14 protein-coding genes and 1 tRNA gene are annotated in these 16,412 nt (G+C 41.8%); all 15 read right to left on the bottom strand.

Translation table 11 applies throughout. The features are described 5' to 3' along the window. Positions 1-191: 191 nt before the first annotated feature. The 15 genes from QZZ43_RS03255 to QZZ43_RS03185 all read right to left on the bottom strand — a co-directional run bounded on the left by QZZ43_RS03255 (position 192) and on the right by QZZ43_RS03185 (position 16,404). Positions 192-521 (bottom strand): DUF3467 domain-containing protein, encoded by a 330-nt coding sequence (locus QZZ43_RS03255; protein WP_291856210.1) that lies wholly within the window; start codon positions 519-521, stop codon positions 192-194. A 163-nt stretch (positions 522-684) separates the two neighbouring features. Continuing rightward, positions 685-4,956 carry a DNA-directed RNA polymerase subunit beta' gene (gene rpoC / locus QZZ43_RS03250; RefSeq protein WP_291856208.1) on the bottom strand — a complete coding sequence of 1,424 codons (4,272 nt, stop codon included), beginning with the start codon at positions 4,954-4,956 and terminating at the stop codon, positions 685-687. A gap of 83 nt (positions 4,957-5,039) precedes the next feature. Continuing rightward, positions 5,040-8,849, bottom strand: coding sequence for a DNA-directed RNA polymerase subunit beta (gene rpoB / locus QZZ43_RS03245; RefSeq protein ID WP_291856205.1), 3,810 nt, complete (start codon positions 8,847-8,849; stop codon positions 5,040-5,042). Positions 8,850-8,955: 106 nt separating this feature from the next. Continuing rightward, complete coding sequence (rplL, locus tag QZZ43_RS03240) at positions 8,956-9,333, bottom strand: 50S ribosomal protein L7/L12 (RefSeq protein WP_291856203.1); 378 nt, start codon at positions 9,331-9,333, stop codon at positions 8,956-8,958. A 42-nt stretch (positions 9,334-9,375) separates the two neighbouring features. Further along, on the bottom strand, positions 9,376-9,894 hold the full coding sequence (rplJ, locus tag QZZ43_RS03235; protein ID WP_291856201.1) for a 50S ribosomal protein L10: 519 nt from the start codon (positions 9,892-9,894) through the stop codon (positions 9,376-9,378). 31 nt (positions 9,895-9,925) lie between these two features. Then, positions 9,926-10,621, bottom strand: coding sequence for a 50S ribosomal protein L1 (gene rplA, locus QZZ43_RS03230; RefSeq protein WP_291856199.1), 696 nt, complete (start codon positions 10,619-10,621; stop codon positions 9,926-9,928). A 15-nt stretch (positions 10,622-10,636) separates the two neighbouring features. Continuing rightward, the gene (gene rplK, locus QZZ43_RS03225) at positions 10,637-11,080 is read right to left on the bottom strand and encodes a 50S ribosomal protein L11 (RefSeq protein ID WP_291856197.1); all 444 of its coding nucleotides are present in this window, start codon (positions 11,078-11,080) and stop codon (positions 10,637-10,639) included. Positions 11,081-11,193: 113 nt separating this feature from the next. Further along, the gene (nusG, locus tag QZZ43_RS03220; RefSeq protein WP_291856196.1) at positions 11,194-11,733 is read right to left on the bottom strand and encodes a transcription termination/antitermination protein NusG; all 540 of its coding nucleotides are present in this window, start codon (positions 11,731-11,733) and stop codon (positions 11,194-11,196) included. 24 nt (positions 11,734-11,757) lie between these two features. After that, a complete protein-coding gene (gene secE / locus QZZ43_RS03215) occupies positions 11,758-11,952 on the bottom strand; it encodes a preprotein translocase subunit SecE (RefSeq protein ID WP_291856194.1) in 195 nt (64 codons plus the stop codon). A gap of 49 nt (positions 11,953-12,001) precedes the next feature. Continuing rightward, positions 12,002-12,074, bottom strand: a tRNA-Trp gene (locus QZZ43_RS03210). A gap of 56 nt (positions 12,075-12,130) precedes the next feature. After that, entirely contained in the window at positions 12,131-13,318 is a 1,188-nt protein-coding gene (gene tuf, locus QZZ43_RS03205; RefSeq protein WP_291856192.1) for an elongation factor Tu, read from the bottom strand. A gap of 356 nt (positions 13,319-13,674) precedes the next feature. Then, positions 13,675-13,974, bottom strand: a complete 300-nt coding sequence (gene raiA / locus QZZ43_RS03200; protein WP_291856248.1) for a ribosome-associated translation inhibitor RaiA — start codon at positions 13,972-13,974, stop codon at positions 13,675-13,677. Between the two features lie 19 nt (positions 13,975-13,993). Next, positions 13,994-14,878: a tyrosine-type recombinase/integrase gene (locus tag QZZ43_RS03195; protein WP_291856191.1), complete on the bottom strand. Its 885-nt coding sequence runs from the start codon at positions 14,876-14,878 to the stop codon at positions 13,994-13,996. Positions 14,879-14,966: 88 nt separating this feature from the next. Then, positions 14,967-15,158 (bottom strand): 30S ribosomal protein S21, encoded by a 192-nt coding sequence (gene rpsU / locus QZZ43_RS03190; protein WP_291856189.1) that lies wholly within the window; start codon positions 15,156-15,158, stop codon positions 14,967-14,969. A 298-nt stretch (positions 15,159-15,456) separates the two neighbouring features. After that, a complete protein-coding gene (locus QZZ43_RS03185; RefSeq protein ID WP_291856187.1) occupies positions 15,457-16,404 on the bottom strand; it encodes a helix-hairpin-helix domain-containing protein in 948 nt (315 codons plus the stop codon). Positions 16,405-16,412: the final 8 nt, after the last annotated feature.

Raw genomic sequence — 16,412 nt, 5'->3', positions numbered from 1 at the left:
CAAGAGCTTGCATTCAACCAAATCTTCAGTCCATGACGCTCTGCTTTCGGCTTCTTCTGTCATTTCGTTTTGGATCTGTTCCAGTACCAGACCATTTCCAAATAATAGGTGAAACCGTCCATCAGGGCGTGAAAAGAATCTTTGCTCCCTACATTTTATTGTGAATATAAGGAATTGTGTTGAAGAAAATCCTAAGCTTGTCCTGTAGGACCAAAATTCATCGGCGGAAACCCACTGCCATGATCATTAGGACCCGCAATATTTTTTATGGGGCCATGAATCTCCTCAAACCTGGCAATGTTATCTTTCAATGCCTGAAGCAATCTTTTGGCATGTTCCGGGGTCAAAACCACACGTGATTTCACCGAAGCTTTCGGAACACCGGGCATAACCCTTGCAAAATCTATTACAAATTCGGAAGGAGAATGGCTGATAATTGCAAGGTTTGAATAAATTCCCTGTGCAACTTCCTGATTCAATTCAATTTTAACCTGTCCCTTTTTGTTGTTTTGGTCTTCCATTTTCTTTCATTTTAATTTGATGAGTAAAGGTATTGAAAATAGGGCGATTTTCAAGGAAAAAACACCCGGTAAACAAAGCAAAAGCGCAACTCCGGATTTTCCGGAGTTGCGCTTCAATATAAATATTACTTATTTCCCGAAGTTCAGGAGATATGTAAGTCAATTATTTAACTGCTTCAGACTCACGTTTATTAACAAGCTTATCGTATTCTTCCTGAGAACCAACAATAATCTTGTCATACTCACGCAAACCAGTACCAGCAGGAATAAGGTGTCCGCAGATAACGTTCTCCTTAAGACCAGCAAGTCTGTCAATTTTACCCTGAATGGCAGCCTCATTCAACACCTTCGTTGTTTCCTGGAAGGAAGCAGCGGACATGAAACTCTTGGTCTGCAATGCGGCACGGGTGATACCTTGCAACACCTGACCTGAGGTAGCAGGCACTGCGTCGCGAATTTGAACCAGCTTCAGGTCTTTGCGTTTCAACTGAGAATTTTCATCCCTCAATCTACGGGCATTAACAATCTGCCCGGGACGCAAGGTTGGTGAATCACCCGCATCAACAACCACTTTTTTACCCCAGATCTCATCATTTTCTTCCATGAATTCGATCTTGTCCACTATCTGACGTTCAAGAAAACGAGTATCACCAGCATCGGCAATCTCAACTTTACGCATCATCTGGCGAACGATAATCTCGAAATGCTTGTCGTTGATTTTCACACCCTGCAGACGGTACACATCCTGAACTTCATTCACAATGTATTCCTGAACTGCAGTAGGTCCTTTAATAGCAAGGATATCAGAAGGTGTGGTAGCACCATCGGAAAGCGGCGTGCCTGCACGAACATAATCGTTCTCCTGCACAAGAATCTGCTTGGAAAGAGATACAAGGTATTTCTTCACTTCACCGTTCTTGGAAGTAACAATAATCTCGCGGTTACCACGTTTTATTTTTCCAAAAGCAACCTCACCATCAATCTCCGACACTACTGCAGGATTGGACGGGTTACGAGCTTCAAATAACTCAGTAACACGGGGCAGACCACCGGTAATGTCACCGGAACGTCCCATGGCACGAGGAATCTTAGCCATTGTTTCACCCTGCTTAATTTCGTCGCCTTCATCCACTGAGATGTGGGCCCCTACAGGAAGGTTGTATGTTTTCAGCACCTCACCATTAGAGTCCAAAACATGCAATCCGGGGTTTTTAGTCTTATCACGAGTCTCAATAATAACCTTCTCGCGATATCCGGTTTGCTCATCCGACTCCTCTTTGAAAGTAACCCCATCTATCATATTCTCGAAAGAAACCTTACCGGTTTTTTCGGTAATAATCAAGGCATTAAATGGGTCCCACTCACAAATCAGGTCGCCTTTCTTTAAATCGGTTCCATTCTTAATATAAAGTTTGGCACCATAAGGAATAGGCTGTGTAGTAAGGGCAATATTTGTATTTTTATCTACAATACGTAACTCAGCCAAACGGCCAATCACTACATCCACTTCGGTTCCTTCATCAGTAGTATAAGGCACTGTCCGCAATTCATCAAATTCAGCTTTGCCTTCATATTTGGCAAGCATACTGTTTTCGGACGTTACGTTGGAAGCAGTACCCCCAACGTGGAATGTACGCAGTGTCAACTGAGTACCAGGCTCACCAATAGACTGGGCGGCAATTACACCAACAGCCTCACCTCTGTGAACCAGTTTCCCGGTTGAAAGGTTACGACCATAACACTTGGTACAAACACCCTTCTTGGATTCACAAGTCAGTACCGACCGAATTTCAACTCGCTCGATAGGAGAATCCTGAATAATGCGGCCTTCAATCTCAGTAATCTCTTCCCCACTCTTCACAATAATCTCCCCTGTATTGGGGTGATAAACATCGTGAACAGAAACACGTCCGAGAATACGCTCATAAAGAGAGGCGACAACTTCTTCGTTGCTCTTAATGTCCATAGCTGTCAAACCACGTAATGTTCCACAGTCAACTTCATTAATGATAACATCCTGAGAAACATCTACCAAACGACGTGTAAGATAACCTGCATCGGCAGTTTTAAGAGCTGTATCAGCAAGACCTTTACGGGCACCGTGGGTAGAAATAAAGTACTCAAGTACAGAAAGTCCCTCTTTAAAGTTAGACAAAATCGGGTTTTCGATAATTTGTCCACCTTCAGCTCCGGACTTCTGCGGCTTAGCCATCAAACCACGCATACCAGACAACTGGCGAATCTGCTCTTTCGAACCCCTCGCCCCTGAGTCAAGCATCATGTAAACAGAGTTAAAACCGTCTTTGTCTGAACTCAACTGGGTCATCAGTGTCTGAGTCAAACGGGCATTAACGTGTGTCCAGATATCAATAATCTGATTATATCTTTCGTTGTTGGTAATGAAACCCATATTGTAGTTATTCATCACCTCATCAACTTCAGCATATCCCTCATCCACCAAAGTCACTTTTTCTGCAGGGATAATTACATCCTGCAGGTTAAATGACAATCCACCTTCGAATGCCAAACGGTATCCCAAGGATTTGATATCATCAAGGAAGTCTGCCGTTCTGGGAGAACCACAAACCTTATGAACCTTTCCAATAATATCACGTAATGATTTCTTGGTAAGCAAGGTATTAATAAAACCTACCTCTGCTGGAACAAACTCATTAAACAAGACACGCCCAACAGTTGTATCAATCATGGTTTCCACCAACTCGCCATCTTCATTAAGATCCATGGTTTTCACCTTCACTTTAGAGTGAAGTTCAACCTGCTTCTCATTGTAAGCAATTTTAGCTTCTTCCGGAGAGTAGAACACAAGACCTTCATTCTTAGCTCCGGGCCTGGCTTTGGTCATATAATACAATCCAAGTACCATGTCCTGAGAAGGAACTGTGATCGGTGCTCCGTTGGCAGGGTTCAGGATGTTCTGACTTGCCAGCATAAGCATCTGGGCTTCAAGGATAGCCGCATTACCCAAAGGCAGGTGAACCGCCATCTGGTCACCGTCAAAGTCGGCGTTAAATGCCGAACAAGCCAACGGGTGCAACTGAATAGCCTTACCCTCAATCAATTTAGGCTGAAAAGCCTGAATACCCAATCGGTGAAGTGTTGGGGCCCGGTTCAACATTACCGGATGTCCTTTCAACACATTTTCCAGGATATCCCAAACAACAGGATCTTTACGATCAACAATTTTCTTGGCCGATTTAACAGTCTTTACAATACCTCTTTCAATCAGTTTACGGATAACAAAAGGTTTGTAAAGTTCAGCAGCCATATCTTTAGGGATACCGCACTCGTGCATCTTCAATTCAGGACCAACCACAATTACAGAACGGGCAGAATAGTCAACACGCTTACCCAACAGGTTTTGACGAAAACGTCCCTGCTTACCTTTCAAACTATCGCTAAGCGATTTCAGCGGACGGTTGGCATCTGTTTTTACTGCATTTGATTTACGAGAGTTGTCGAAGAGTGAATCTACCGATTCCTGAAGCATACGTTTCTCGTTACGAAGGATTACTTCAGGAGCTTTAATCTCAATCAAACGCTTCAAACGGTTGTTTCGAATAATCACCCTGCGGTAAAGATCGTTGAGGTCGGATGTTGCAAAACGACCGCCATCCAGTGGAACAAGAGGTCTTAACTCCGGGGGAATTACAGGAACCACTTTTACCACCATCCATTCAGGACGATTAATCCCTTTTGATTCACGAAACGACTCCACAACCTGCAAACGTTTCAAAGCTTCATTTTTACGTTGCTGAGACGTTTCGGTATCGGCCTTGTGACGCAAATCATAAGACAATTCGTCGAGATTGAGGCGGGATAAAATCATATGCAATGCATCAGCCCCCATCTTGGCGATAAATTTATTAGGATCATCGTCATCAAGATGCTGATTGTCTTTAGGCAAACTGTCTAAAATATCAAGATATTCCTCTTCAGTAAGAAAATCCATATATTTTACACCGTCAGTAGCTGTAACACCAGCCTGAACAACGACATAACGCTCATAATAAATAATAGAATCCAGTTTCTTGGTAGGCAATCCCAATAAATACCCAATTTTGTTGGGTAAAGAACGGAAATACCAGATATGAGCTACAGGAACAACCAGTGAGATGTGGCCCATTCGTTCACGACGAACTTTCTTTTCGGTCACTTCCACACCACAGCGATCACAAACGATGCCCCGGTAACGAATTCTTTTATATTTTCCGCAATGACACTCATAGTCCTTTACAGGCCCAAAAATGCGCTCGCAGAACAAGCCATCCCGTTCAGGCTTGTAAGTACGGTAATTGATTGTTTCGGGTTTTAGGACCTCACCACTTGATCGCTCAAGAATTTCCTCAGGTGAAGACAGCCCGATGGTAATACGGGAAAAATTACTCTTGACTTTCTGATCTCTTCTGAATGCCATATATAGCCGAGTATTAAGAGTTTAAACTAAAAGAGAGGCATTGTATACTTCCTTTTTAGAGAAGCACACCGCCAGAGTACTTACTATTCAAGATTCACACTCAATCCAAGGCCGCGCATTTCATGCAGCAAAACATTGAGTGATTCAGGGATACCCGGCATTGGCATCGGGTCACCTTTAACAATGGTCTCATAAGCCTTGGCACGTCCAAGTACATCATCAGATTTCACTGTTAGAATCTCTTGCAATATGTGAGAAGCACCAAATGCCTCAAGAGCCCATACCTCCATCTCACCAAAACGCTGACCACCAAATTGTGCTTTACCACCAAGCGGCTGTTGAGTAATGAGAGAATATGGTCCGATAGAACGTGCATGCATCTTATCCTCGACCATGTGACCAAGCTTCAGCATATAGATAATACCAACTGTAGCAGGCTGATGGAAACGCTCTCCGGTACCACCGTCATACAAATATGTCTTACCAAAGTCTGGCACATCGGCTTTACGTGTCCAGTCTGTCAGGTCTTCATTGGAAGCACCGTCAAAAATAGGAGTTGCAAATTTCACACCAAGCACATCACCGGCCCAGGCAAGAACAGTTTCGTAAATCTGTCCCAGGTTCATCCTTGAAGGCACACCCAGCGGGTTCAAAACAATATCCACAGGAGTTCCGTCTTCCAGGAAAGGCATATCTTCCTGACGCACTATCCGTGACACAATACCTTTATTACCATGTCGTCCGGCCATTTTATCACCAACGGTAATTTTCCGTTTTTTGGCAATATAAACTTTAGCCAACTGAACAATACCGGCAGGAAGCTCATCCCCAATGGTCAGATTGTATTTCTGTCTCTTCTCTTTGGCTTCAAGCTGTTTATGCTTCATCCGGTAATTATGAATTACCCTCTGTACAAGTTCGTTCTTATCTTTATCAGTAGTCCATTTATTCGGATTTACTGCAAGATAATCCAGCTCTTGAAGAATTTTCTGGGTGAACTTAGTTCCCTTGGAAATAAGGTCAGCACCCAAATAATCCTTAACACCCTGGCTGGTTTTGCCATTAATCAGAGAAAAGAGCTTATCAACCAATCGTCCTTTAATTTCCTCGATAGAACGATCAAATTCCTGATCAATCTTAGCCAGTGCAGGTTTATCACTAGTCCTGTTCTTCCGGTCTTTAACGACACGAGAGAACAGTTTTTTATTTATAACAACACCTGAAAGAGATGGAGAAGCTTTTAAAGAAGCATCTTTCACATCACCTGCTTTTTCACCAAAAATGGCTCTCAGCAACTTTTCTTCAGGTGTAGGGTCGCTCTCTCCTTTCGGAGTGATTTTTCCAATCAGGATATCACCCGGTTTCACATGAGCACCAACACGAATCAGACCATTTTCGTCCAATTCCTTGGTGGCCTCCTCACTAACATTGGGAATATCAGAAGTTAATTCTTCCAATCCCCGCTTAGTGTCACGAACTTCCAGAGAATACTCATCAATATGGACTGATGTAAATACATCCTCCCGCACGAGTTTTTCTGAAATCACGATAGCATCCTCAAAGTTGTATCCTTTCCAGGGCATAAACGCCACTTTAAGGTTACGTCCAAGAGCCAATTCACCTTTCTGGGTAGAGTACCCCTCTGTCATAATCTGCCCCGGCTCAATACGATCGCCTTTTTTCACAAGAGGCTTCATATCCACGGTGGTACTCTGGTTGGTTTTCTTGTATTTGGTCAGTTTGTATCTCTTTGTTTCAGGCTCGAAACTAACAAACTTCTCCTCATCAGTAAGATCGTATCTAATGACAATCTCCTGAGCATCGACATATTCAACAACACCAAAGCCTTCAGCGACAATTTGTGTTCGTGAATCACGAATCAGCTTACCTTCCAGTCCGGTACCAACAATAGGCGCTTCGGGTCGCAGCAATGGTACGGCCTGGCGCATCATGTTCGATCCCATCAGGGCGCGGTTGGCATCATCATGCTCAAGGAATGGAATCAACGAAGCAGCAACCGAAGCAATCTGGTTTGGTGCAACGTCCATAAGGTCAACTTCCTCTCTGTCAATCAGCGGAAAATCGCCATCGTGACGAGCCTTCACCTTGTTGTTGGCAAAAACGCCACTTTCATCAAGAGGTGCATTAGCCTGTGCAATAATTTTAGATTCTTCCTCTTCAGCGGTAAGGTAAAATACCCCTTCATTGGTTAAATCGACCTTACTGGTTTCAACTTTCCGGTAAGGCGTTTCAATAAAACCAAGGGTGTTTACTTTGGCAAATACACAAAGAGACGAAATCAGACCAATATTGGGGCCCTCAGGAGTCTCAATAGGGCACAAACGTCCGTAGTGTGTATAATGCACGTCACGCACCTCAAAACCTGCACGCTCACGTGACAAACCACCAGGTCCAAGCGCAGACATCCGTCGTTTATGAGTAATCTCGGCCAATGGGTTTGTCTGATCCATAAACTGAGACAACGCATTTGTTCCGAAGAAACTGTTAATAACAGAAGAAAGCGTTTTACTGTTGATAAGGTCAATAGGTGTAAACACCTCATTGTCGCGAACATTCATTCTTTCCCGAATAGTCCGCGCCATCCGCGCCAGACCAACGCCAAACTGGTTGGCCATTTGTTCACCGACAGTACGAACCCGACGGTTACTCAAGTGGTCAATATCATCCACCTCAGTCTTAGAATTGATCAATTCAATCAGGTACTTAATAATGGCGATCATATCGTCACGTGTCAGTACCTTGGTATCCAGATCAATATTAAGATTCAGTTTCTTGTTCAAACGGTAACGACCCACATCACCCAAATCGTAACGTTTATCAGAAAAGAAAAGCTTGTCGATAACGTCACGGGCAGTAGCCTCATCAGGTGGTTCGGCATTACGTAATTGTCGATAGATGTGAACAACCGCTTCTTTTTCCGAATTACACGGGTCTTTTTGAAGCGTGTTGTATATAATAGCAAAATCAGAAAGATTCTGATCTTCCTTATGCAATAGAATGGTTTTGGTTCCGGAGTCAATGATTTCTTCGATGTGCTCATCTTCCAAAACAGTCTCCCGATCGATAACCACTTCGTTTCTTTCAATAGAGACCACTTCACCGGTGTCTTCATCAACGAAGTCCTCGATCCAGGTTTTAAGAACACGAGCAGCAAGTTTACGTCCAACCACCTTTTTCAGGGCAGTCTTAGAAACTTTTATTTCATCGGCCAGGTCAAAAATTTCCAGAACTTCTTTATCACTCTCATACCCAATAGCCCTCAATAATGTAGTAACAGGTAATTTCTTTTTCCTGTCGATGTAAGCATACATCACATTATTAATATCTGTGGCAAATTCAATCCAGGACCCTTTAAAAGGAATAATTCTGGCTGAATATAACTTTGTTCCATTTGCATGAACACTTTGCCCGAAGAAAACACCGGGCGAACGGTGCAACTGCGAAACGATGACCCTTTCGGCACCATTAATAATAAAGCTACCTTTATCGGTCATGTACGGAACAGTACCCAGATATACATCCTGAACAACTGTATCGAAATCCTCGTGTTCGGGATCGGTACAATAAAGTTTAAGTTTGGCTTTCAGGGGGACACAATAAGTCAGTCCTCTTTCGATGCATTCTTCAATGGTATAACGGGATGGATCAATACCAAAATCAAGAAACTCGAGCACAAAATTGTTCCGGGTATCTGTAATTGGGAAGTTCTCCATAAAAACCTGCCATAACCCCTCTATTTTCCTTTCCTCGGGGGTTGTTCCCATCTGGAAAAATTCACGGAAAGATTTCAGCTGAATTTCCAGGAAGTCAGGATAGTCCAGCTGGTTTTTGATGGTAGCAAAGCTAATCCTTTCGGTAGTAATTGGAGTCATCTATCAACGAATTATTTGAACTTAAACATATAAGCATAAAAAGGTTTAGGATCCCATAATCATGGGTTCCTAAACCGTAACCATTTTTCAGGTATATTGTTCCTGTTTACTTAAGTTCAACTTCTGCTCCAGCTTCTTCTAATTGAGATTTAAGGCTTTCAGCTTCTTCTTTTGATACTTTTTCCTTGATAGGAGCAGGTGCTTTGTCAACAACTTCTTTGGCTTCTTTGAGTCCAACACCGGTCATTTCCTTAACCAGTTTAACGATAGCCAGTTTAGAACCACCTGGTGACTTCAAAATTACGTCAAATTCGGTTTGCTCTTCAACAGCAGCACCTTCACTGGCAGCAGCACCACCGGCAACAGCAACAGCTGCAGCAGCAGGTTCAATGCCATATTCATCTTTCAAAATCTCAGCAAGCTCGTTAACATCTTTCACAGTCAAATTCACTAATTCTTCTGCAAGTTTTTTAATATCTGCCATTGTTCTAGGTATTAAATAATTTCAGTTTCAGTTTGTAAAAATTTATTCTTTCTCACTAAGGGTTTGGAGAATGCCATGAATTTTGGTTCCTCCGGATTGCAGAGCGGAAATAACGTTCTTCGCAGGTGACTGCAGCAGACCGATAACATCGCCAAGCAATTCTTCCTTAGATTTAATGGTACTAAGTGTCTCTAACTGATCACTGCCCATATACACAGATTCCTCTACGTAAGCCCCTTTTAAAACGGGCTTTTCCGTAGCTTTGCGGAATTCTTTGATAAGCTTGGCAGGAACATTTCCTGTATTACAGAAAAGAACAGCAGAAGTACCTTTAAAGGCTTCCTCCATACCTTCCACCTGCTTGTCGCTTTTTTCAAGAGCCAATTGGAAGAGGGTGTTTTTCACCACCATCATCTTGACGTCTTTCTTGAAACAAGCACGACGTAAATCGCTGGTTTGAGAGGCATTCAACCCAAGGGTATCAGCCACATAAAAATGACTGTACTCATTGATTTTTTCTGAAAGCTCTTTAATCAGTGCGCTTTTATCTGTTTTTTTCATGATTCCTAATACTCTTCAGTTAACATTAAAATTAAACCTCAACCGATTTGGGTTCAATGCGAATACCGGGACTCATGGTACTAGAAAGCGCGATACTTTTAATGTAGGTACCTTTAGCAGCTGAAGGTTTCAGCTTAATAATATTTCCTACAAATTCACGCACATTCTCTGTAAGCTTTTCGGGCGAAAAAGAGACTTTACCAACAGTGGAATGGATAATACCATATTTGTCCACTTTAAAGTCAATTTTACCAGCCTTCACTTCGCTGACAGCTTTAGCAATATCCATGGTTACAGTACCACTTTTGGGGTTAGGCATCAGACCACGAGGTCCGAGGATACGCCCCAAAGCACCAACCTTGGCCATGACACTGGGCATAGTAATGATAACATCAACGTCGGTCCAGCCTTCTTTGATTTTATCAATATACTCATCAAGCCCTACATGATCGGCACCAGCTGCTTTAGCTTCCTCTTCCTTATCGGGGGTACAAAGTACGAGCACTTTAGTCTCTTTACCAGTACCATTAGGAAGGGTTACCACTCCACGCACCATCTGATTGGCTTTTCGGGGATCAACTCCCAAACGAACGTCAATATCAACAGATGCGTCAAATTTAGTATTGGTGATTTCCTTCACCAACTGAGCAGCTTCTTCAATGGGATATTGCTTTCCGGCATCGATTTTCTCTAACGCTAACTTTTTATTCTTTGTTAGTTTTGTCATTGTTGCAAACGGATTTTAATTGTTAACCGGAAAATCACCATCAACGGTAATTCCCATACTCCTGGCAGTACCAGCAACCATCCTCATTGCAGATTCGACTGTAAAGCAATTCAAGTCACTCATTTTGTCTTCAGCGATAGCTTTAACCTGATCCCATGATACTGAAGCAACTTTTTTACGGTTGGGTTCAGCAGAACCAGATTTTATTTTAGCCAACTCCATCAACTGCACAGCAGCCGGGGGAGTTTTAACAACAAAATCAAAAGATTTGTCTTTGTAAACCGAAATGACAACAGGTAAAACCTTGCCGGCTTTTTCCTGTGTACGAGCGTTGAATTGCTTACAGAATTCCATAATGTTCACCCCTTTGGCACCCAATGCGGGTCCTACCGGAGGTGATGGATTTGCTGCGCCACCTCTAATCTGAAGTTTGATTAAATTTTCTACTTCTTTAGCCATCGTAGCAATTCGTGTTGGTTATTAATAATCAGGATAATCAAGAACATTTCATTTTTCACCTGCAGAGGCAATTAAAAATTGCCCTGGAAGCTCCGCTGCTCGATGAACGGAAATTATTCTTTTTCTACCTGCAAAAAACTTAATTCAAGAGGTGTTTTACGTCCAAAGATTTTTACCATTACTTTGAGTTTACGTTTTTCCTGATTCACCTCTTCTATCACCCCGTTGAAGCCATTAAAGGGGCCGTCAACAACTTTGACGGTTTCCCCGACGTAGAACGGGATGCTGATTTCTTCTTCATTCTCGGTCAACTCATCCACTTTCCCAAGCATCCGGTTGACTTCTGACTCACGCATTGGAACAGGGTTATCTCCTCCCAGGAAACCAATAATATGAGTAATACCTTTAAGAATATGAGGAATTTCTCCGACCAATGCAGCTTCAATAAATACATATCCGGGATAAAAAGTACGTTCTTTATTAATCTTTTTCCCGTTCCGTATTTGGTAAACTTTTTCAGTAGGTATCAATACCTGGCTAACGTAATCCTGAAGGTCGCGGCTGGATATTTCACTTTCAATGAATTCCTTAGCCTTTTTTTCCTTCCCGGTAACAGCCCGTACGACATACCATTTCTTTTGAATATCACTCATCGGAATAATTCCTTCTTCCAGTTTTTAATACAATTGCTGATAAATCCATTGCAAGGCATTGTCAAACGAATAATCCATCGCATAAACAATTCCAGCAATAATAACAGAAGCTACCATAACAACAATAGCACTGTTTTGAAGCTCAGGCCATGTAGGCCAGGATGTTTTATTAATGAGTTCATTATGAACATCCTGAAAATAGGCTTTTATCTTTTTCATATTCTGTTTTGTACTTAGCTCTTTACCTTCGGGTAATAATTAAATCCTGCACGGGAGGAGAGACTCGAACTCCCGACACCTGGTTTTGGAGACCAGTGCTCTACCAACTGAGCTACACCCGTATTCATAAAGATGGAGAAGCACGGGGCTTCTCCATCGAATATATGTTTCGGAATGATTATTCCAGAATTTCAGTTACCTGACCTGCACCTACAGTACGACCACCTTCGCGGATAGCAAAACGCAGACCTGTGTTCAATGCAACAGGATAAATCAAGTCAACAGTAATGGTTACATTATCACCAGGCATAACCATTTCAGACCCTTCAGGAAGGGTAATTTCACCGGTTACATCCAATGTACGTACATAAAACTGCGGACGGTATTTATTATGAAAAGGTGTATGACGACCACCTTCTTCTTTTTTCAAGACATAAATCTCAGCCTTAAATTTGGTGTGAGGAGTGATTGAACCTGGCTTGGCCAAAACCATTCCACGCTTAATTTCTTTTTTGTCAACACCGCGAAGAAGAAGACCAACGTTGTCACCAGCCTGTCCGTCATCAAGAATCTTACGGAACATCTCAACACCAGTACAAACGGTTTTCTTGGCATGTGCTCCAAGACCAATCATTTCCATTTCGTCACCAGTATGGATAACTCCGGTTTCGATACGTCCGGTAGCAACAGTTCCACGACCTGTAATTGAGAATACGTCCTCAACAGGCATCAGGAATGGCTTTTCAGTATCACGCTGAGGTGTAGGGATCCAAGAATCCACAGCATCCATCAGATCCATAATTTTTTCTTCCCACTTCTCTTCACCTTCCAGAGCACCCAGAGCAGAACCTTGAATGATAGGAGCGTCATCTCCGCTAAACTCGTAAAAGTTCAACAGGTCACGAACTTCCATTTCAACAAGCTCAAGAAGCTCTTCGTCGTCCACCATATCAACTTTGTTGAGGAAAACCACGATTTTAGGTACGTTTACCTGACGTGCAAGCAGGATATGCTCGCGGGTCTGAGGCATAGGACCATCAGTTCCGGCAACTACAAGAATAGCACCGTCCATCTGAGCAGCACCAGTTACCATGTTCTTTACATAGTCGGCGTGACCAGGACAGTCAACGTGAGCATAGTGACGAGCACCAGTTTGATACTCAACGTGAGCAGTGTTAATAGTAATACCCCGTTCTTTCTCCTCAGGAGCATTATCAATAGAATCAAATTCTTTTACTTCGGACCAACCTTTCTTTGCCAACACTTTTGTGATAGCAGCAGTCAGAGTAGTTTTTCCATGGTCAACGTGACCAATGGTACCGATATTAACGTGAGGCTTCGTCCTTTGAAATGTTTCTTTAGCCATAACTCGAAATTATTAGACAATTAGATATAAATTGAAACCACTTATTTGCTAAAAATCAATATTTTAGTGGCTTTATTTTTTCAAAACCACCTGATTTTTGGGCCATAAAGATAAACATTTTCAATGCAATAATGCACAATTGAAGTTCTTTTTTCCAAAAAATCCGCACAACAATCTATGCTGAGCGAGCAGAAAAAAGGCAGTTCATCTTTTTGCCCATTCATTTTAATAGGCTGGTTATTAAATATAACCAGCCTATTAAAATGGTTTCCGGCCAGCCATCCAGCTACCAAAAACGGTGTGCAAATGTATAATATTTTTCAAATAGCACCAAATATTACGGCACTCTTTTTTAACTATTTGGCTTTTAGCTTTTCTTTGCGCTTAAGCAACTGTTTGCGCAAGGCTTCGCAAGTGGAATCAACAGCTTCTTCAAAAGTTTTACTTTGTTTTTTGGCGAACAAATTGCTTCCCGGGATATCCAGTTCCACCTCAGCAACTTTGTTTTCCGATGTTTCAGCTTTATCAAGGCGAAGAGTCACCTCTGCACCAATAATGCTGTCGGAGAACTGATCAAGTTTTCCAACTTTTTGATTAATAAACTCCTCAAGTTTCTCCGCGGTATCAAAATGTACCGATTCAATAGTAATGTTCATAGACACTCCTCCAACTAATTTAGGCCCTGGGATGGGCCTGATTATAAATAGATGATAATTTCTCAAATGTATTATGCGTATATATCTGGGTGGCATTAAGATTGGCATGCCCCAGCAACTCTTTAATGGCATTGATGTCAGCCCCTCTGTTGAGCAATATGGTTGCAAACGTATGTCTTAATATATGAGGACTTTTTTTTGCCATGGTGGTAACAGCCCGCAAATGCTTGTTTACAATACGATAAACCAATTTGCTATAAACAGCCTCCCCTTTATCTGTTAAAAAGAAAGGACTTGCGGCGCGGTCCGGGAACGCTGCATTTCGCACCTCCATATAATTTAAAACATTGTGCTTTGTACTTTGGTTCATGGGAACCAAACGTTCTTTGTTACGCTTGCCCAATACTTTTACCAACCCTGAAGAAAAATCAAAACTCCGGTCTGTCAGCCCTACCAATTCAGAAAGACGAATTCCTGTGCCGTAAAACAAATCGATAATCGTCTTGTCCCGGACTCCTGCAAAATCGTTCTTAAAAGGAACCTGGTCAAGCAAAAAGTCCATCTCTTTTTCTTTCACAAAGTCGGGGAGATTTTTTGGTAGTTTAGGCAAGATAATCCCTTCGGCGGGTGAAGCCTTCATTATATCCTCGCGTAAAAGAAATTTAAAATAGGCTCTCAGAGAAGCAATTTTCCGGTGTATTGACCGTGCTTTAAGATTGTCGTAATGAAGTGCAACTACCCAACTTCGGATAAAACGTGTTTTTATTATACGTTCATCCTCAACACCCATCTCTTCCATATACAAAGCAAACTGTTTAAGATCTGCTTCATAGGCGACCAATGTATGGTTGGAACAACGCTTTTCGAATTTCAGATAATTTAAAAACGGGTGGATATATTGCATAAAAAACGCCTGACTTTTCAACTATTGCTTTTAACGAATATACGAAAAAACCACTGAAAAGTCAGGCGTTTTAAAAAAGATTTTTTGTCTATTCAGAATCTTCCTGAAGCTTCTGAATATAAGCAGCTTTCTTCAATTCCTCTCTGCGCTGAACAGATGGTTTTGTAAAAGCCTGACGACTCCGAATTTCGCGCATAGCACCAGTTTTTTCGAACTTACGCTTAAATTTCTTCAGAGCTCTTTCAATATTTTCTCCTTCTTTAATAGGAACTACGATCATGGTATTATTTTTTAATATTTTTAAACTTCAATCTTTCTAACTAAAACAAAACTTAGTGATTGTACCGAAATTATTTGACGCCTTAGATGGTCAACTTATTTCATTACAACCTTTTCGCATTCATCTGGATGCAAAAACTAATTGGGAATATTTGTAAAATCAGTCTTTTTTCTCAATAAAAAAACAATCAACCTCCAATCTTTTAGCTGGTTATAAAGGAAAACAGTGTTTTTAAAATCAGGTGCAAAGAAAATGAAGATTATTGATTGAAACAAGTTAATTCCAAATTTTTTGTTCTTCACTGCTTCTTTTTCTCTTTGAAAGAGAGATAGGGCAAAACTTTATTGAACGCCTTTTCATCAAAAGAAGAAAAATCTTCCATAATCATTTTATCGGTTAAAGCTCCTTGATTTCTGCGATACTCCACAATTTCTTTGGCCTGATAAAAATTAATATAGGGATGCGCTTTTAGTGTTCGAAGAGAATTTGAATTGACGTCTATTTTAACCACGTCCTTTGGAAATACCACCAAATGCGCTCTGATTTTGTCAACCAAATCGGGTGAAAGTCCATAAACCTCCCGGAGTTGTTCAACACTGTAAAACCCTCCCAGCAGATTACGAAAATCAACAATCCTCCGGGAAAACACGGGTCCGATTCCATCAAGCTTTTGAAGAGTCGCTGCGTCTGCCTTATTCAGATCAATAATCTCAATATCCTTTGGGGAATCAGAGACTGCCTCATTACTCTTATTCCTGGGTGTATTCGAATATTTCTTTTTATACCCGTTTGATGAACGCCCCTCTTTTAAAGTCCCTCCCCCATCCGGAATATCCACATAAGTCATCATCCCGGTCAAAACCATCGAATCTAATCCATAGATTTTTCCCACATCATCTGCAGAAGCAAAACAACCGCCTGCTTCACGGAATTTCATCCAGTTTACAATCACATACGGCGAAAGCCCCATTTGAGAAAGTTCAGTGACAGATACGGTATTTGGATCAAAGGTGACAAAGTGATGGGTGGAGTTCTTATTTTTTTTAAAAGCCCTGTTCTCAGATTTGTGTTCCGTGGTTTCTTCAAGCACCTCAAAAAACCCTACTTCAGAAACAACTTCCATTTGAGCCCGGGCCTGAAGCAGAGGCAAAAGCAACCGAATTGCTAACAGCGCAACAATCAGAAAACTGAGTAGAACCAAACCATATTGCTCTCGTCGGGAAAAGGCTAACCAATCTTTCCACATGGTTTTTA

The organism is Marinilabilia sp. (genome assembly GCF_016278715.1).
Classification (GTDB): domain Bacteria; phylum Bacteroidota; class Bacteroidia; order Bacteroidales; family Marinilabiliaceae; genus Marinilabilia.
The sequence above is the reverse complement of the archived record's forward strand: the minus strand, read 5'-3'. Positions and strand labels throughout refer to the sequence as shown.